The organism is Parashewanella sp. 2304DJ23-3 (genome assembly GCF_056591695.1).
The window spans coordinates 16,972-35,205 of sequence record NZ_JBWQOH010000014.1; the positions used below are offsets into that span (position 1 = coordinate 16,972).

15 protein-coding genes are annotated in these 18,234 nt (G+C 40.8%); 8 read left to right on the forward strand and 7 right to left on the reverse strand.

The window, feature by feature from the left end:
* The first annotated feature begins 245 nt into the window (after nt 1-245).
* Entirely contained in the window at nt 246-2,981 is a 2,736-nt protein-coding gene (locus AC1EU2_RS17920) for a hypothetical protein (RefSeq protein WP_480299648.1), read from the forward strand.
* 279 nt (nt 2,982-3,260) lie between these two features.
* Nucleotides 3,261-4,502, forward strand: coding sequence for an HAD family hydrolase (locus AC1EU2_RS17925; protein WP_480299649.1), 1,242 nt, complete (start codon nt 3,261-3,263; stop codon nt 4,500-4,502).
* A 34-nt stretch (nt 4,503-4,536) separates the two neighbouring features.
* Here AC1EU2_RS17925 and fre read toward each other — a convergent pair whose 3' ends face one another.
* Entirely contained in the window at nt 4,537-5,247 is a 711-nt protein-coding gene (gene fre, locus AC1EU2_RS17930; protein WP_480299650.1) for an NAD(P)H-flavin reductase, read from the reverse strand.
* A 130-nt stretch (nt 5,248-5,377) separates the two neighbouring features.
* Entirely contained in the window at nt 5,378-6,847 is a 1,470-nt protein-coding gene (ubiD, locus tag AC1EU2_RS17935) for a 4-hydroxy-3-polyprenylbenzoate decarboxylase (RefSeq protein WP_480299651.1), read from the reverse strand.
* A gap of 230 nt (nt 6,848-7,077) precedes the next feature.
* Here ubiD and AC1EU2_RS17940 point away from each other — a divergent pair, with 230 nt between their 5' ends.
* Nucleotides 7,078-7,689, forward strand: a complete 612-nt coding sequence (locus AC1EU2_RS17940; RefSeq protein WP_480299652.1) for a hypothetical protein — start codon at nt 7,078-7,080, stop codon at nt 7,687-7,689.
* A 27-nt stretch (nt 7,690-7,716) separates the two neighbouring features.
* Here AC1EU2_RS17940 and AC1EU2_RS17945 read toward each other — a convergent pair whose 3' ends face one another.
* The 5 genes from AC1EU2_RS17945 to hslV all read right to left on the reverse strand — a co-directional run bounded on the left by AC1EU2_RS17945 (nt 7,717) and on the right by hslV (nt 12,803).
* Complete coding sequence (locus AC1EU2_RS17945) at nt 7,717-8,487, reverse strand: hydratase (RefSeq protein ID WP_480299653.1); 771 nt, start codon at nt 8,485-8,487, stop codon at nt 7,717-7,719.
* 62 nt (nt 8,488-8,549) lie between these two features.
* Entirely contained in the window at nt 8,550-10,298 is a 1,749-nt protein-coding gene (locus AC1EU2_RS17950) for a M4 family metallopeptidase (RefSeq protein WP_480299654.1), read from the reverse strand.
* A gap of 187 nt (nt 10,299-10,485) precedes the next feature.
* Nucleotides 10,486-10,869, reverse strand: a complete 384-nt coding sequence (locus tag AC1EU2_RS17955) for a gamma-butyrobetaine hydroxylase family protein (RefSeq protein ID WP_480299655.1) — start codon at nt 10,867-10,869, stop codon at nt 10,486-10,488.
* A 65-nt stretch (nt 10,870-10,934) separates the two neighbouring features.
* Nucleotides 10,935-12,260: an ATP-dependent protease ATPase subunit HslU gene (hslU, locus tag AC1EU2_RS17960; protein WP_480299656.1), complete on the reverse strand. Its 1,326-nt coding sequence runs from the start codon at nt 12,258-12,260 to the stop codon at nt 10,935-10,937.
* 18 nt (nt 12,261-12,278) lie between these two features.
* Nucleotides 12,279-12,803 (reverse strand): ATP-dependent protease subunit HslV, encoded by a 525-nt coding sequence (gene hslV / locus AC1EU2_RS17965; RefSeq protein WP_480299657.1) that lies wholly within the window; start codon nt 12,801-12,803, stop codon nt 12,279-12,281.
* A gap of 219 nt (nt 12,804-13,022) precedes the next feature.
* Here hslV and AC1EU2_RS17970 point away from each other — a divergent pair, with 219 nt between their 5' ends.
* The 5 genes from AC1EU2_RS17970 (at nt 13,023) to AC1EU2_RS17990 (ending at nt 18,232) form a co-directional block, all read left to right on the forward strand.
* Nucleotides 13,023-14,810, forward strand: coding sequence for an assimilatory sulfite reductase (NADPH) flavoprotein subunit (locus tag AC1EU2_RS17970; RefSeq protein WP_480299658.1), 1,788 nt, complete (start codon nt 13,023-13,025; stop codon nt 14,808-14,810).
* On the forward strand, nt 14,810-16,501 hold the full coding sequence (gene cysI, locus AC1EU2_RS17975) for an assimilatory sulfite reductase (NADPH) hemoprotein subunit (RefSeq protein WP_480299659.1): 1,692 nt from the start codon (nt 14,810-14,812) through the stop codon (nt 16,499-16,501). Before AC1EU2_RS17970 ends, cysI begins: the two co-directional genes overlap by 1 nt.
* Entirely contained in the window at nt 16,494-17,231 is a 738-nt protein-coding gene (locus AC1EU2_RS17980) for a phosphoadenylyl-sulfate reductase (protein ID WP_480299660.1), read from the forward strand. Before cysI ends, AC1EU2_RS17980 begins: the two co-directional genes overlap by 8 nt.
* A gap of 231 nt (nt 17,232-17,462) precedes the next feature.
* On the forward strand, nt 17,463-17,639 hold the full coding sequence (locus AC1EU2_RS17985) for a hypothetical protein (RefSeq protein ID WP_480299661.1): 177 nt from the start codon (nt 17,463-17,465) through the stop codon (nt 17,637-17,639).
* 26 nt (nt 17,640-17,665) lie between these two features.
* Nucleotides 17,666-18,232, forward strand: a complete 567-nt coding sequence (locus AC1EU2_RS17990; RefSeq protein ID WP_480299662.1) for a YajG family lipoprotein — start codon at nt 17,666-17,668, stop codon at nt 18,230-18,232.
* The last annotated feature ends 2 nt before the right edge of the window (nt 18,233-18,234 follow it).

An 18,234-nucleotide genomic window follows, 5' to 3' on the forward strand; every position in this document is an offset into this window, starting at 1 on the left:
AAGAATGTCGAAATACATAATAATTTATAACTGTATGTACTTTCGATGTTTTACACGATTAACTTATTTGATTGCTGAAATTAAGCTTTCTTTACTTTAATATAAATATTTGTTTGTATGCCATTGAAATTAAGTAATAATTTCGTTTTTTTTAACCACAGCTGAAGCTTAATTTTTATCTATAAACTCGTCACATTCCCCCCAGAATAAGTAAACTCAAAGCACTTTAATACAACCGTATGAATATGCTGCAGCCACTAACTGTGTCCGCTTTTTGGGATAGCCGATTAGAAAGAGCCACTCTAACGAAAGGTTCGGAGCAGCTATTTGCGTTGGAAAACAACGTTTGGAAAGACACTGCAGTAAAATTTAGGGATGAGAGAGGAAGGATTTTTACAAAACGTTTTCAAGTAAAAAAAGTAGAAGTCGAAAGTAATGTGACCGGTTTTCACGTCAGAGAGTGCAGTAAGTTTAAGCGAAAAATTGAATCAAGGATATTTAAGTCAAAATACAGGGTAGCAATCCAAGAAGCATTGCCTATGAGACGATTTCATAAAGGAGAGGAAGCAGAAGTTGCAACGCCTGAAATCACAAAGAAAACATATCAAGTTTCAATAGATTCGCTATGCCAACATCCAGAGGAAGGAGCTGCTATTGGTCAAGTGCACGGTAGGAAAGTTACTCGGGACATTGAGCTTGGTATACAGCGGAGTGCTCAACCCGTTATTTTGAAGTGCGAACATGGCTCAGAACCGCTCCTTTCTTCAAGTGCTATAACGATGAAAACAGAGAAAAATACGTCTTTTGATGTTAAAGCCATCTCTTCCGTGTCGCAAATCAAAAATTTAGCCGTAGCGCAAGACCCGTTAATTGTCATTGATATTGACGATGTTCTACTCAGTGCTTTGCCCAAAAAGTATCGGGAATCTGAAGGGCTTGCCGGTATATCACAAGAAGTAGAAACGAACACAAAAATAAAGCTATTAGAGCTCAAAAGGATGTATCCAGATCATAAGATTTTGTTAATGAGTAATAGCCAGCAAGGCAAGTTAATTGAAAAGCTGAAAAGGGTCGGCATCTCTACAGATGATTTAGAAGGATTTCATTGTGGTAGCTATGAATTGTTAGATCCTGAAAGTAACATTTTATTTTCAGGATCTGATTTGGCTGGAATAGATAAAGGCCAACGTGTACTTAGATACCTTAAAGACAAAGAGATAAAGCCTCAGGAAATTATTTTTGTTGCTAATTCAATAAAATCTCATCATGAAATGGCTGATGGATTTTCCTGTAATGATGTAAAAGAGACGTTTCCAGAAATTAAAATTAATCATTTACTGCATATTGGGGCTACAGATAATCGATTAGAAGCGCTCAGTATGGATGAATACAGTTCATTGGGTGAACTGTTTGAGGAGCATGAGAGTTTACTGCTTGGTTATAATTTGAACTTGTATCTAAAAGCTATGCATACTAGAAAACAATCCGCTATAAGAGCAAAGTTTAGACAAACATGTGCTGAAATAGAATGTAACGTTGATTTTCAGAAAAATCAGGTTATTAAAATGGATGTCAGTGAGTTAAGAAGAAAAAGCACAGCAGTATCTGACTGGAAAAAAGTAACATTCAGAATGAAAGACTCATTAACAGGGAAAGTGAAAAGAAAAGTATATCAAGTGAAGCAAGTGCGAACCCAAAGTGGTCTTGCCAGTTATGTGTTAAGAGAAAACTCCAGAATAAGACGAGCTTTAGCAGCAATAGGTATTAAATCAAAAGAAAGTAAGCAACTGGAACGCTCATTGCCTGTTTGGAAAGGAGTGTTGTGTTCGGGGAAAGAAACAACTGAATTCATTGATGGTGCAACGCAGTTGCGTGACTGGGGTAGTTGTCAAGAGGAAGTGCCTCCAATTCAATTGCCAAGTATAGAGAAAACACCACATGAACTGGAGGCAATGTCATCAAAGTTACATGAGGTTGAGCTTACTGACGAATACTTCACACCCAAAAATCTTGAGTTCGAAATGCAAGAATATTACCCAATTCAAGCTCGTAAACGTATACAAGATACACCAATGCCTGTTGATGTCTTAAAAGAAGACGGTGTTATTTATTCTGAAACCGCTTTTTGTTATGGCGATCAAGATATTCATGTTTCAACATCCATTCTATCTTTACCAAAAATGATTACGGGTACAAAGCCGTTAATTGCCATCGGTGTAGACAACACTTTAGTTAAGCGTACTAATAGTAAAGTGATGACAGAAGAAGGAAATTTTGAGGCATTTGAAACGAGAACACAACAAGCACTAAGAAAGATAAAGAGTGATTACCCTGATGCTCAAATTATCCTTGTCTCTAAGGGTAAAGGCACTGTGAGTAAAATGAAAAAAGCTCAATTGGGTGATTGTTATGACAGGGTTATAGACGGTGAACTTTCAACTGCAGATCAAGAAAAGTATGGCGTAGATGTAGGTAACCAAATTTGGAATTATTTTAACAATGACTTTCTTGAGGCCGATCAAATTATCTTTATGGATGATGAATTAGATCAACACAATAGCGTTGCTAATGTGACGAAGCAGAAAAACGCTGATCATTCAGAGCATTTAGAATTCAGGGCAATCCCTCCTGTTTCTCATTTATTGTTTGCTCAAGGCACGGCGTATAAGTTTGAAAGCTATGTTAAAGAGGAAATGAAGGACGCCAGTCAAGGCTTAACAACGAAACAAGCTGAAGCAAAGATATACCTCAAAGATAAAGGTACTCGTATAGGTTGCAATTTGAATGCTCAATTGAGGAAGCGTGAAATGGCGGTCGCACAATATCAGCAAAGGAAAGCGATGTTAGACGAGTATGCTCAAGATCAAAAAAAGAAAGAAAAAGAATTGAGAATTAAAGAAGAACAACGAAAAACACAGATCTGTGACGATATAAACCAAACAATGTTGAAACTGGGTGTGCCATTTCCTGAGGTTTTGTAGTCGAATGTGCTTGCTTTCAAATAATGTTGAGTGAAGCGTGTTCAAGCTGTCAGGGATCATTGGAGGCTTGTAAACAACAGCGTATCTTCAACACTACTGTTGATATTAAATATTATTAATATACGCGTGCGGAGACACCGTATTAAGCGTTTGATTTTATGAGTCTATTTGTTGTGTTTAATGATTTTAGGACCAGTGTGTTGAATTAATTTAATTTTTATCATACGAATAGATACAAATATAATACGGGTATCCATTCATTATATAACTCAATGAATTATGTCTGTTAAGAGAACTGTCACAGTAAAAGCTTCTTGGAATTCAGGGGCTAAAAGTACCGATATTACTGGAGGCGAAAAAGACTTATTTTCACTTGAGGCTGATCGGTGGACCAAAATACATATTGAGTTTTCAAACGCAGACAACTCTACTTACAAGAGAACTTTTGAGGTAAAAAAAGTTAAGACAAAAAAAGGATTAGAAAGCTTCTTTATCCGTGAAAAAAGTTGGTTTAAACGGAAAATACCTGATGCTTGGTTTAAATCTCGATATCGGGTTGCTTTAGATAAAATCTTACCGGTACAAGGCAGTACGTTGAAAATGACTGCGTTGAAAATGACTAAGTCTATTAACTTGGCATCACTAAAAGCAAATCCAGATGGTGGAATTGGTATTGGGACGAAACTGCCTGACGGTCAACCGAAACAAGCAGAAGTGTGTTTCGCAAACAGTCAAGCTAATTCATTGAAGCTGACTATGGCATCGAAGGGTAACTCCGAATTTATTAAAGCGCCAATGCATATTCAGAAACCTGGGCATAAGCCTTTCATGGTCAATGGTGTATCGTCTCTTTCGAGTGTTCCAGCAGTCGTTGAAACGGACCAACCAGTTTTTGTCTTTGATGTTGATGAAACACTGGTTAGTGAAAAAGTAAAGAAAGACAGTAGGTTTGGTTTGACACTAAATAAAGATAGATACGTTGAAACAGAAAAAAGTATCAGTAAGTATCTTTTGGAATTAAAAGAATCATTCCCCGGTTGCAAAATTATATTACTGACAAATGGTTTTTTTACCGACCAGAAACTAGATGCTATAAATGTGAACCGAGAACAAAGAAAAAATTTAGTTATTCTGGAAAATAAAAAGCCGAAAAGTAAAGAAGATGAGTTGAATAAGAAAACAAAAGGAGAGCGCCTAACTGCTTATTTTAATGAAAATAAAATTCCACATGATGAAATTATTTTTATTGATGACTCGATGAGCAATCATCAAGAAATTGCAGATAGCTTTTCTGATAAAACGGTAAGGCATCTTTTTTATGTGGGATCGACCCACAATAAAGAGGAGTTTGCATGCAAAGCAGGTCTGTATAACCAAAGACAGTTTATGTTTGCAGATTATGAAGATATTGTTCTAGCGCATAATCTACTTGAGGAAATACAACTTTTTTCTGAAGAAGCAAGGCGAGAATTGATTCTACATCAAAGAAAAGTATTTAAAGAACAAATGCAACAAGGTTGATAAATGAATATCAACCTCAAGAAACATGATATAGCTATTTTAAGAATGCAAAGGCATCACCAAATAGATGAGCTTCGTTCACTCCTAACTCTCTAAACATATCACGTGCAGCACCCGCCATATCAAAGCGGCCAGCCACATAAATATCAAATGCTGATACATCAGAATGATCGAGTTTAATTTGTTCGAGCAAGTTAGCTGTTTTTCCAACCCAGTTTTCAGCAGCGTCTTCAACCACAGGAACAAAACGCAACCAGTCGTATGCTTGGTTCCAGCCATCAGCGATTTCTTTATAGTACATCGCATCAGATGTACGACATCCCCAATAAAAAGTAACGGGTGTTGTGTCACCTGTTTCGATGAGGTCTTCGATGATGCTCTTTATGTATGAAAAGCCCGTACCACCAGCTGCAAGTAGTTTAGGTCGATTACTGTTAGCTCTTAAAAACGCTTCACCAGCTGGTGCTTCAATAGTAATGGTACTGTTATCAGCTAACGCTTGCTTCATGTTTTCTACAACCTGCATAGGGTAGCTTTCAGCAACGGCAGCACCGATATGCAGTTCGAGCTCAGAAGCGTGAGGAGCAGAAGCAATGGAAAACGGACGTTTGTCTTTTTCGCTCATAACAACAGATAGATATTGACCAGCTTTAAACTCAAATTGAGTTTCAGGCACTAAAATTACCTGATAAACAGAGTCATTAAATGGAGTAATACTTTTTACGTGACAAGAAAGGGTATTCATCTCGCTTCCGTGTTTCCTTGATTTATCATTATTAGTTAAGGTGGCGCATTGTTGGCGCTTCGCTTATTTATAGGTTTTTTAAGTACCTGACGATAGTGTTCAACGAACTTATCCTCAGGCACTTATTGTACTATTTATCTATGCCAAGCTGCTCCCAAATGTCATCAACTTTTTGCTTTACGGCTTCATCCATCACAATCGGCGTGCCCCACTCTCGGGTGGTTTCGCCTTCCCATTTATTGGTCGCATCCAAACCCATTTTTGAGCCAAGACCGGCAACAGGCGAAGCAAAGTCTAAATAGTCAATAGGTGTATGGTCAATCATGGTGGTATCACGTGTTGGATCCATACGGGTCGTAATCGCCCAAATGACATCATTCCAATCACGGCAATTCACGTCCTCATCAACGATGATGATGAATTTGGTATACATAAATTGACGTAAGAAAGACCAGGCCCCCATCATGATACGCTTTGCATGCCCCGGATACTGTTTACGGATTGATATCACTGCCATGCGGTATGAACAACCTTCTGGTGGTAAATAAAAATCGATAATTTCTGGATACTGCTTTCGCAGTATAGGTACAAACACTTCGTTAAGTGCCACACCTAACATTGCTGGCTCATCGGGTGGACGGCCAGTGTAGGTACTGTGATAAATGGCATCTTTTCGATGGGTAATGTGCGTGACCGTGAATACTGGGAACGATTCCGTTTCGTTATAATAACCAGTGTGATCACCATACGGGCCTTCTTCAGCCGTTTCTTCAGGATCAATGTAACCTTCAAGAATGATCTCGCTGGTGGCTGGGACCTCTAAGTCACAGCTGATGGCACTGCAAACCTCTGTGCGCTCTTGGCGTAATAGACCTGCAAAGGCGTACTCGCTCATTGAGTCAGGCACTGGTGTTACTGCCCCTAAAATGGTTGCTGGATCGCTACCGAAAGCAACGACTACAGGGTATTTTTCACCTGGATGCTTTTCTTTGAAATCTTTAAAATCTAAAGCGCCACCACGGTGATCGAGCCAGCGCATAATCAGCTTGTTCTTGCCAAGCAGTTGCTGTCGATAAATCCCAAGGTTTTGTCTTTTTTGCCTTGGCCCTTTAGTGATGGTCAAACCCCACGTCATTAGTGGTGCAACATCACCTGGCCAGCAGTGCTGAATCGGCAGCTGAGTTAAATCGACATCTTCTCCCTTGATCACCACTTCTTGGCAAGGTGCTGCTCTGACCGTTTTGGTCGGCATTTTTAGTGCCTGCGAAAACTTCGGGATTTTACTTATGGCGTCTTTAAACCCAGCTGGTGGCTCAGGTTCTTTAAGGAAAGCTAACAATTCACCGACTTCCCGAAGTTCAATTGGGTCTTGTTTACCGAGCGCCATTGCAACACGTTTAGGCGTACCAAACAGATTTGCCAATACTGGCATGGTATGCCCAGTTGGGTTTTCGAATAGCAATGCAGGTCCTTGTGCTCGAAGCACTCGATCGGCGATTTCGGTCATTTCAAGATTTGGATCAACCTCGTGGCTGATGCGTTTGAGTTCGCCATTAGCCTCTAAGTGATCGATAAAACTTCTTAAATCCTTAAAACTCATAAGTTCCTAGATGAAAGATAATTAATAAGCCGAACTATAGCATTTTTGCGAATTGTGCGTCATATCAAATTATTTTGATAATGATGAATTCTAGTGACTTACGTTATGCATCTGTGACTGTAAAGAAGCATGAAAAGTAAATTAAAGCTTTGTCAGTTAAATTGCTTGAAAAACAACCACTGTATATACTGAGATTATTGGCTGTTAGTTTAAATGAGAGGAGCAGTGATATGCATAGAATTATGACCTTATCTCTGATCAAACGACTTGGCGTTGTTGTGATGCTGAGTGCATCTTGGCCGCTCTTGGCTAACAATTCATTAGTACAACAGCAAGTGGCGCAATTCCCTGAGCCTCATGGTAGCAGCTTTACTCGCCAGCATTTTACCCTGACAGGGTTTCACCATAGGCATCATTCGGCACGATGGTATAACCGTCATTGGCGGCATGAACATCGTAGAGACTATTGGTCTCGCCGTCATTGGGCGCACAGACATTGGAATGGCCCTTATTGGCGACATCGCTGGCCTTGGTGGTATCGACACAATCACTGGGATGACTTTGTTGGAGCTGCTATTACGGTTCCGTTAGCGTATGAAGCGGGTAAGTGGTTGTATCATCAATCTGAACCTCAGTCTGAACCTGTTGTCATTCAGCAACAAAGTGTCACTACAGGGATGGACTACTCGACAGGTATTTCGAGTTTGCCTGCCAATGCCAGAACGGTCATGAAAGATGGTAAAAGCTATTATCAATGGCAGGATAAAACGTACAAATATGATTGGGATCAGCACGCTTATGTGGTGGTGCCAAATTTTAAAACAGACGATGTTGCTCAGTAAGTAACATCGTCAGGGTTTCGAGCTAGATTATTTAGTTTTAAACGTTACAGAAAACTCTCCAAGCTCACCATATTTGAAAGTGACGGGTTGATTGAAGGGAACTTTAACGATGCCTGCGTATGAACCTGTAATTACTTTATCGCCCGCATTGATGGCAATCTCACGTTCTCTTAATTCATTCACTAACCAATAGATGGCAATTCTCGGGTGCTTATTTGGATGAGTCACCGCTTTATCCAAGTAGACTTCTTGTTCTGACGAGATTCGCAGTTCAAATTCCGCCATTACTTCTAAAGGAATGTCTTTTGATATCTCTGGGCCGACGTAAACTCCCTGGTTTAACAAACCATCAGCAAGGGCTTCAAAATACGTCACTTTTTCTGGTTCACTAAAGCGGCTTTGCATAAGCTCTAAGGCAAAATGAGTTGAACCTATTGCGGCTTCAACTTCTTGCTCTGAATATGGCTCATCTCTCACTGGTAAACCATGTTTAAAAATACTAACAATTTCAGGTTCAACCAGTGCTAAGTTATCTGTGGATGGGAAAAGAGTGCAGGTTTCAGTGTTAACTTGAGTACCATTAGCATACAAAGGAGCCAACATGGTTGTCGTTTTTGTTGGTAGTACACACTTCCAGCCGTTAACCTGCGTACCTGCAAGTTGGCAATATTCTGCTGCTACCTGCTGTTGCAGTGAAAAAGCGTGTTCAAAATCTTTCGGTTTGTGCTCTGGAGAAAGTTCTGTGCCAGGAGCGCCTTGATGACGACGATTGGCAAGTTCAGATACTGCAGCGTTCAAAATAAAGCCCTTTAACGAAATAACTAAAGGGCTATTAAACTTAAGTTTGTGGCAAGAAACAACTAAGATTTATTAGGTACAGTAAAGCAATCTCGATCGCTTAAACTGTAGATACCCACTTTATCAAAGGCATTTACAACATCAACTTTTGGCATATGGTTATCAGAAGCGGCGTTATATACACCACAAGCGGCTTGAGTAAAACCTGAACCGGGATACCAATATGTTTCATTTGCTTTGAAGAAAACCGTAAATGCTTTTTTGACATTCCAGCCTTTCGTCGTTGCTAATTCATAGAAAGCTTTGTCGAAAATACCTGCGCCCCAGTGTTCATTTAATCCTGTATCTGCGTACTTTTGCTCTCTGTATCCACTTAAATAGTCTTGATAGTTTGCAAAAGATTTACCATCTTTCGCTGGATCTGCAAAATAACGCAATGCTTTGGTTAAATCAGGGTTTTTTCTAATAACAGTAGGGCCAACTAAAAAGTCGTTATGGTGGTAGACATACACTTTAGCAGCTTCACCAGCCATATCAGAGAATGCTTCATTGATAGCACAGGCTTCGCAATTTGGTCTTCCGCCTTCTAACTTCCCTCTATACTGCGTTACACCATGAGTTATTTCATGAGCGGCGACGTCGAGCGATACTAGAGGATAAAAGTTTTTTCCGTCTCCGAAGTTCATGTACTTTCCATCCCAGAATGCGTTGTCATAATTCTTTCCAAAATGAATACGCATATATAACTTTCCGCGAATCGGTGCTTCATCGAACCAGTCTTGGTACATTTGGTAAATTTTAGCGCCAAAGTATTGAGCATCATCTTCAACATCGTAGGCTGGATAAGAGTCTTTTTTACTCCAATCTCCTACATAATTGATTTCATCATCAGGACAGTAAAAACTCATAGCTTTTAGCGTTTTTGGGTCAAATTTTAATTCACCTTTTTTGTTGGTTCCTTGACTATGTAAATCTACAGTTCTGACGTTTCTGGTGTCAAAGTAACAAACACCATTGATACGAGTGAGTGGAATGCCATTTTTCCCGGCGGTATATATATTTCTCTGATTGAGGTTCCCACCGACGCCTGAAGCTTGAACGTTTTCACTATTAGGACTATCCGTGCTTGAATTGTCAGAATTGTTGTCATTTTCATGGGCAATGCTATTCCAAGTTCGGATAATTTCTCCAGTGTGTGCATCCACGAAAGTAAAAGGTCTAGATACCGCTGGTTGGTAAACTGTAAATTTTTCTATATAAGCGAGATGAGGCTGTTGATCCTCACCCATATAGATAACTAGCTGTGATGATTGGTTCTGAGCCTGTTGTTCATTGCTCTGCACATTAGCTTTACTTGCAAGTGTGACTAACGAGTCATCTTTCGCCATCGCAATAGTCATCGCTTGTTTTGCAGAAACATCAGGTTTAGTAAAATTTTCGTCTACGTTCAAATTGGCTAAAACTGAGCCGTAAACCTGTTCTTTGATATGATGGGTAAGGCTTTTGCTGTTTGATACGACGTAAGAATTATAGATAGGTACACCGTCAAAGTACTCTTGGAAACGATATTTGTGATGGCCATTAGCGACTGGAATCGTTCTAATCAATTTAAAGCTGATTCGATTATCAAGCTGAACATCTGGCTGAGTTTGAGGTGCACTGAATCCAGGTGTCATACGTGAGGTATGAAATGTCTGCTGGGACGATTGCGTTTTTTCACCGAGGTTAACAAAATTAGCCGCAAGTGCACTTGTCGATATCAGTAACGATACCGCAACCACAGAAGCAGAGTGTTTACATTTCATACCCATGAGCATTACCTTATGTTAAACATTAATTGTTTATGCTTTTTAAAGCTAAACACCATTAATAAAGGTACATGGCTGAATATAGGCTGAATAACGCCTTGGTTTTCTGATGCTTGTGTTGAGGGAAAGCAGAAAAGTGGTGCGTGAATTATTGAAAAACCGTCAATATCGTAATGTTTATGTTAAATCATTAAGGGCTATATTTGACTGCCATAGGGATAATGGCTTCTCTTGAACCTTTCTCTTTGGTCAAGCGTTCAAGATAAGTTTGCCAAAGTGAGTCATGATGATTGACTAAGTGGTGCAAGACTTCCCAAGAAAAAATACCAGTATCATGACCGTCGTCAAAAACCAGTTTTACGCCATAGTGACCCACGGGGTCGATATTGCTGATGTTAACCTGCTTTTTATTCGTGACTAAAACGGGAGTGCCGTGACCTTGTACTTCGGCTGACGGAGAGTGAACGCGTAAAAATTCACAACTGAGTTCTCCAGCAGTATTATCTGCAAAAGCAATAACAAGTATACGGCTTTTTTGTTTGAGCTTGAGCTGGGTAACTTTTGGAGCTGGCATAGTAAGCACTCTTTTCTTGTAATTACCGTTATGCAGCGGTAACTGCATAACGGATAACATCTAGATTAAAGCACAAAACGGCTGAGATCTTCATTTTGAACTAAGTTGTCTAAGTGAGACTTAACATACGCTTCATCAACAACCAGTGACTCACCTGACTTATCAGAAGCATCATAGGACATCTCTTCCATCAAGCGCTCCATGACGGTATGAAGACGACGAGCACCGATATTCTCAGTACGTTCGTTCACTTGCCATGCGGCATTCGCAATCGCTTCAATACCGCTATCAGCGAACTCAATGGTTACGCCTTCAGTAGACATCAAGGCTACATATTGCTCAGTAAGCGACGCATTTGGTTCAGTCAAAATACGTTTAAAGTCATCAGAAGACAGTGCATCTAATTCAACGCGGATTGGTAGACGACCTTGCAGTTCCGGGATCAAATCCGATGGCTTCGCCATTTGGAACGCACCTGACGCAATGAACAAAATATGATCGGTTTTTACCATGCCGTGTTTAGTATTTACGGTGCAGCCTTCAACCAGCGGCAGAAGATCACGTTGCACACCTTCACGAGAAACATCAGGGCCTGAAGTATCGCCACGTTTACAAATCTTGTCGATCTCGTCTAAGAACACAATACCGTGTTGTTCAACCAGCTCGATGGCTGATTCTTTTAAATCATCTTGATTGACTAACTTCGCCGCTTCTTCTTCAGTAAGCTGCTTCATTGCATCTTTAATCTTCAACTTCTTACGTTTAGAAGGAGTTTGTCCCATGTTTTGGAATAAACCTTGAAGTTGGTTAGTCATTTCTTCCATTCCAGGAGGAGAAATGATCTCTACGCCGACTTGAGGCGCTGCAATATCAATTTCGATTTCTTTATCATCAAGTTGTCCTTCACGTAACTTTTTACGGAAAACTTGACGGGTTGATGAATCTTTATTGCTGTCTTGATCCCAGTCATCTTTAACTGGTGGCAATAAAGCATCAAGCACGCGTTCTTCAGCAGCTTCTTCTGCACGATGGCGAACCTGCTTCATCTGTTGTTCACGAGTCAACTTGATTGCCGAGTCAGTTAAATCACGAATGATTTGCTCGACTTCTTTACCCACATAGCCGACTTCAGTAAATTTTGTTGCTTCTACCTTGATGAACGGTGCATTTGCCAATTTTGCTAAACGGCGAGCAATTTCAGTTTTACCGACACCAGTCGGGCCAATCATAAGGATGTTTTTTGGGGTGATCTCTTGACGAAGATCGCTATCGAGCTGCATACGGCGCCAGCGGTTACGTAAGGCAATCGCCACGGAGCGTTTTGCTTTTTGCTGACCAATAATGTGTGCATCAAGTTCGTGAACAATTTCACGTGGAGTCATTTGAGACATAATCTAATACCGCTCCGATTAGTAGTTTAATTCTTCAACTGTCTTGTGCTGGTTGGTGAATACACAAATATCACCAGCAATCGTCAGTGCTTTTTCGGCAATTTCTTTCGCACTCAATTCCGTATTTTCGATTAAGGCTAATGCCGCAGCTTGGGCAAAGTTACCACCTGAACCAATGGCAACCAAATCATGCTCTGGTTGCACAACATCACCATTACCTGTGATGATCAATGAGCTTTCTTCGTTTGCCACAACCAACATAGCTTCGAGTTTGCGTAGCATACGATCAGTTCGCCAATCTTTGGCTAACTCAACGGCTGAACGTAATAAATGTCCTTGGTGCATTTCTAGTTTCGCTTCGAAACGTTCAAACAGCGTGAAGGCATCAGCTGTGCCGCCAGCGAAACCGGCTAATACTTTTTCATGATATAAACGGCGTACTTTTTTGGCATTACCTTTCATTACGGTATTGCCTAATGAAACTTGTCCGTCACCTGCAATAACAACTTGATTATTACGGCGTACTGATACGATTGTAGTCACAGGGAGTTCCTCTAATTAATGCTGCATACTGCAGTAATTCTTATTTTCAGATATGAGGGGCAAATCGATGAATTCAAGGGAAGTGAGTTGTAAAAGTTTGTTAATATAAGTTCTGGCAATCTTCTTATTCTTAAAGGTTATTAAAAATTAGTTTTTATTCTTATTTAAGTATAAGAACCTGAGCTAAGCTTGCACATATTTTGAGACTTCCTGCTAGGGATGGTAAATACTGTGCTTGATTCTGTTTTAACTTCAGCTTCGCCGTTAACCGCAAGACAACTTGAGTCCTTGACGGGGTTAACGACTGATCTCTCTCCAATTCAAAAAGCTTGGCTTAGTGGCTATTTTGCGGGCCAACTTAAATCGGACTTGCCTGTTTCTGCCAACAAAAGTACCGAACCTACAGCAGTGATCAAACTGCTTTATGGCAGCCAAACAGGTAATGGGCGTAGTGTTGCGGAAAAGACCGCTGCGAAGTATCAAGCTCAAGGACTCAGTGTTGAACTGATTTCGATGGCTGATTATTCACCACGTCAGCTTAAAAATGAAAGCCATATTGTGATGATAGTGAGCACCCATGGTGAAGGTGAGGCGCCTGATGATGCAGTAGCCTTGCACCAATTTTTGCACTCCAAGCGCGCACCAAAATTATCCGATCTCAAGTTTTCGGTACTGGCGTTAGGTGACTCCAGCTATGAGTATTTTTGCCAAACAGGAAAAGATTTCAGCAAACGTCTCGTTGAATTAGGGGCACAAGAAATTGTGCCGCTTACGGAATGTGATGTGGATTATGAAATGGCAGCAGAGTCTTGGTCACAAGCACTGGTGGTCGAATTAGAAAAGACAGTAACTAAGACTGCGCAAGTGGTGCCGTTAAATACCCATGGTTCAGCAACTCAGCAAGTTCATGGCTATACCAAAGCAAATCCGTATGCTGCTGAGTTAATTGTCAGCCAAAAACTCACAGGTCGTGATTCAGATCGAGATGTTCGTCATGTTGAAATTGATCTTGCAGGTTCAGGGATTACTTATCAAGTGGGTGATGCGTTAGGAGTATGGTTCAGCAACCAACAAGCGTTAGTAAATGAAATTATTACCACTCTTGGACTTGTGCATGATGAGGTTGTAGGTGACAACGTACTGCAACACGTACTGACAGAAGAAAAAGAACTTACACAGCTCACGCCAAGTGTTGTGTCAGCTTGGGCTGAATATGCTCAAAACGAAGAGCTGAATCAGTTACTAGAGAATAAAGAACAGCTGAGAGATTACATTACTCATCATCAAGTGATCGAACTGATCAGTGAATACTCAGCAAGCGTGTCGGCTGAACAATTTATCAACGTGCTGCGCCCGTTAACACCGAGATTATATTCGATTGCTTCGAGCCAAGACGAAGTGGATGAAGAAGTGCACTTGACTGTGGCTAAAGTCGCGGATGAACGCCAAGGCACATTGCGTTTAGGTGCAGCGTCTCGCTTTTTATCAGAATGCGAAGAAGGGCAGACGGTGAAAGTGTATGTTGAGCCAAACTCACACTTTCGTTTACCAGAAGAACCCTCGACAGCGATCATCATGGTGGGCCCAGGAACTGGTGTTGCGCCATTTCGTGCATTTTTACAGCAACGATCGACTGAGACAGTAACTGGAGATAGTTGGTTGTTCTTTGGCAATCCTCATTTTGAACAAGATTTCTTATATCAAACTGAGTGGCAGCAATTTCTTAAAAAAGGGGTGTTGAGTCGTTTAGATGTGGCTTTCTCTCGCGATCAAGCTGAAAAAGTATATGTTCAGCATCGATTACTCGAACGTGGCGAGGCAGTATGGCAATGGCTGCAAACAGGCGCACACCTTTACATTTGTGGTGATGCAAAACATATGGCAAAAGACGTCCATCAAGCCTTATTAGCGATTGCACAGCAGCATGGCGGATTAGATGTAGAGCAAGCCGAAGCATTTTATAACGAATTACGAATCAACAAACGTTACCAGAAGGATGTGTACTAATGAGTAAGTTAGCTGCCAACGAATATATCAAAACCGACAGTAATTACTTACGTGGCACGATCAAGGAAGGACTTGGTTCTCAGGTAACAGGTGCGTTTGCAGATGATGATCAGCAACTGATCAAGTTCCATGGTTTTTATCAGCAAGACGATCGAGATTTACGCCCTGAACGTCAGCAACAAAAGCTTGAGCCACTTTACAGCTTTATGCTTCGAGCTAGGATTCCGGGTGGGATCTGTACGCCGGAGCAGTGGTTAGCGGTTGATAAAATATCGTCAGAATTAACAACATCGAACAGTATTCGTTTAACGACGAGGCAGACGTTTCAATATCACGGGATCCCAAAGCGAAATCTTAGAACGCTCATTCAAGGGCTCGATCAACAAGCGTTAGACTCCATTGCTGCCTGTGGTGATGTAAACCGAAATGTAATGTGTAATCCGAATCCTGTGCAATCAGAATTGCATCAACAAGCTTATGCTGTAGCTAAAGAGTTGTCGGATCATTTGCTGCCACATACGAAAGCGTATGCTGAGATCTGGCTGGATGATGAAAAACTGGTGAGTGCCGAAGAAGAAACGGTTGAGCCAGTATATGGCAATACTTATTTGCCTCGTAAATTTAAAATGGCGGTAGCAGTACCGCCAGAAAATGATGTCGATGTTTATACCAATGATCTTGGTTTTATCGCCGTTGCAGAGCAGGGCAAGTTGGTTGGCTTTAACCTTGTTGCTGGTGGTGGTATGGGATCCACACATGGTGATGTCAATACTTTCCCACAATTGGCGAAAGAGTTTGGTTTTGTAAAAACGCAGGATGTGCTCAAATTTGCAGAAGCGGTAATGACCGTTCAACGAGATTGGGGTAATCGTATTGATCGTAAACGTGCGCGTTTCAAATACACGCTTGTTGATAAAGGCTATGAAGCGATAAAAGCTGAAGTCGAAGCACGTGCGGGCATCCAATTTGGACCAAAGCGAGATGTTGAACTAAAAGATCGTGGCGATCGTTATGGTTGGACTCAAGGTTTTGATGGTAAATGGCATTTAACTTTATTTATTGAGTGTGGGCGTATTAAAGACACTCAAGGCCAGCTATTACAAACAGGGTTACGAGAAATCGCTAAGATCCATAATGGCGATTTTCGGATGACAGCGAATCAAAACATGATTGTGGCTGGCGTTGACGAAACAGAGAAAGTGCAAATTGAAGGTATTGCCCGCAAGCATGGCTTAATGGGCGAAGTGCTAACTCAAAGTCGAGGTCGATCGATTGCGTGTGTCGCATTGCCAACCTGTCCATTGGCCATGGCTGAAGCAGAGCGTTATTTTCCTGAGTTCATGGACAGAATCGATGCACTACAGACAAAACATAATATCGCAGAGCGCCCGATTGTTGTTCGAATGACGGGATGTCCAAATGGTTGTGCTCGCCCGTTTGCAGCGGAGATAGGACTTGTTGGTCGAGCGCCGGGTCGATATAACCTTTATTTAGGTGCTGACTTTGAAGGTAAGCGCTTGAACAAACTCTATAAAGATAATGTGGATGAAGACACGATCTTTTCAGAGCTCGATGGTTTGTTTGAGCAATATTCTCAGCAACGTCATGCAGGTGAAAGCTTCGGTGATTTTGTGGTACGCAGTGGCGTCGTAAAAGCGGTGATTGAAGCTGCAAGGGATTTTCATGGATAAGGCTCAGATTCACGCATTACTAAAAGCTTCAAAAAGTGAACAACAGCTAGGGTTGGTCGAGTTAAATGAAAAGCTTGCGGCTTTATCCGCTGAAGATCGTATTGCTTGGGCGCTAGACAATTTGCCTGAGCAAGCGATAGTGTCTTCAAGTTTTGGGATTCAATCGGCGGTTATGCTTCACTTGTTATCTCAGGCTCGTCCAGATATTCCTGTCGTGCTCACTGATACTGGATATTTATTTCCGGAAACCTATCAATTCATTGATGAACTGACCGAGAAACTATCACTGAATTTGAAAGTGTATCGTTCTTCAACGTCTTCTGCTTGGCAAGAAGCTCGCTTTGGCAAATTATGGGAACAAGGTTTGGATGCCCTTGAGCGCTACAATCGCATTAATAAAGTTGAGCCAATGCAGCGAGCGTTAAAAGAGTTAAACGCAGGCACTTGGTTTGCAGGCTTGAGACGAGAGCAAGCAAAAAGTCGGAACCAATTGGATGTATTAGCCATTCATGGTGACCGTTTTAAAGTACTTCCGATTATTGATTGGAGCAATAAAGACATCCATCAATATCTGGTCGATAACGAGTTGCCTTATCATCCACTGTGGTACGAAAATTACGTATCTGTTGGCGATACGCATTCAAGTAAGCCTTTAGAATTAGGAATGCTGGAAGAAGAGACTCGATTTAACGGTATGAAACGAGAGTGTGGTTTGCATTACGAGATATAAAAAGTTTGATGGAATGTATTGTACGACTTGATATAAGTGCATGTTTAACGTGTTAGTGAATAAATATATTGTTTTCAGAATCAGACGTTAACCCATTAAATTATTGTTCAGTCGTGCAAACTAAATAATTCAATTTCATTTAGTGCAATTACTTTCCAATCTCAGATTATTTTTGATACCCTCGGTGTCCATAGTACAAATCTACTACAACAAAATACTATGGATGCTCCGATGTTAGATAAAGAACAGCCCAAATACCCGCCACTGGCGTTGATTAAAACTTGGGTTTGGATGATGGTGGAATCTAACGTTCCTGAGATTAATGAAAAAGGACGTAACAATTTAATCAAATCATTTGGTAGTCTTTCCAACGCTAATGACTATATTTCAAAGGTGTTGAATAAATAATTACACTTGTAATATCGAGGGTTGCAATGAAAAATTGGTTGATCATTCTTTCAGTATTGTCATTATCAGCATGTAGTTCAGCCCCTAAACCGATTGTACTTTCACCTAAAGTACCGGTGATAAATCATCAGATTTTTGCAAAATTACCCATCAATATTCAGGTTGTCGATCAAAGGAAAGCCAATTACCTTGTTGAAGTTAATGGCGCTTCGGATGCAGAAAGAAAGCTGCTTTCTCCTGCTACGCCTCCTAGGCAACAGCTGCAAAAAACCTTGATAGCAGGCTTTAATAAAGCCAATGTCAGTGTCAACGCACAAGCACCTACTCAACTTACGTTTAATCTTGAGCAACTTTTAGTAAAAGTTAAACAGTCAAGCTTCGATTATGATGCGACGACATCGATAGTGCTTAAAGTAAAAGGGAATAGCAGTAATCGAACATTCAGCAAAGATTATACGGTTTCGGGCACGATGAACGGTGCCTTCAAATTAGATAATGCTACCATTGAGCAAGAATTGAATAACTTGATCGATAAGTTGACTACTGACATTATTAACGACAAGCAATTACAAAGCTTTATCAGCCAAAACTAGAG

Coding starts and splice junctions, on each gene's coding strand:
- cysI (WP_480299659.1), top strand. CDS start 14,810: ATGAGTAAGTTAGCTGCCAACGAATATATCAAAACCGACAGTAATTAC.
- AC1EU2_RS17970 (WP_480299658.1), top strand. CDS start 13,023: ATGGTAAATACTGTGCTTGATTCTGTTTTAACTTCAGCTTCGCCGTTA.
- AC1EU2_RS17955 (WP_480299655.1), bottom strand. CDS start 10,869: ATGCCAGCTCCAAAAGTTACCCAGCTCAAGCTCAAACAAAAAAGCCGT.
- hslU (WP_480299656.1), bottom strand. CDS start 12,260: ATGTCTCAAATGACTCCACGTGAAATTGTTCACGAACTTGATGCACAC.
- fre (WP_480299650.1), bottom strand. CDS start 5,247: ATGAATACCCTTTCTTGTCACGTAAAAAGTATTACTCCATTTAATGAC.
- AC1EU2_RS17980 (WP_480299660.1), top strand. CDS start 16,494: ATGGATAAGGCTCAGATTCACGCATTACTAAAAGCTTCAAAAAGTGAA.
- AC1EU2_RS17940 (WP_480299652.1), top strand. CDS start 7,078: ATGCATAGAATTATGACCTTATCTCTGATCAAACGACTTGGCGTTGTT.
- AC1EU2_RS17920 (WP_480299648.1), top strand. CDS start 246: ATGCTGCAGCCACTAACTGTGTCCGCTTTTTGGGATAGCCGATTAGAA.
- AC1EU2_RS17990 (WP_480299662.1), top strand. CDS start 17,666: ATGAAAAATTGGTTGATCATTCTTTCAGTATTGTCATTATCAGCATGT.
- AC1EU2_RS17950 (WP_480299654.1), bottom strand. CDS start 10,298: ATGGGTATGAAATGTAAACACTCTGCTTCTGTGGTTGCGGTATCGTTA.
- ubiD (WP_480299651.1), bottom strand. CDS start 6,847: ATGAGTTTTAAGGATTTAAGAAGTTTTATCGATCACTTAGAGGCTAAT.
- AC1EU2_RS17985 (WP_480299661.1), top strand. CDS start 17,463: ATGTTAGATAAAGAACAGCCCAAATACCCGCCACTGGCGTTGATTAAA.
- AC1EU2_RS17925 (WP_480299649.1), top strand. CDS start 3,261: ATGTCTGTTAAGAGAACTGTCACAGTAAAAGCTTCTTGGAATTCAGGG.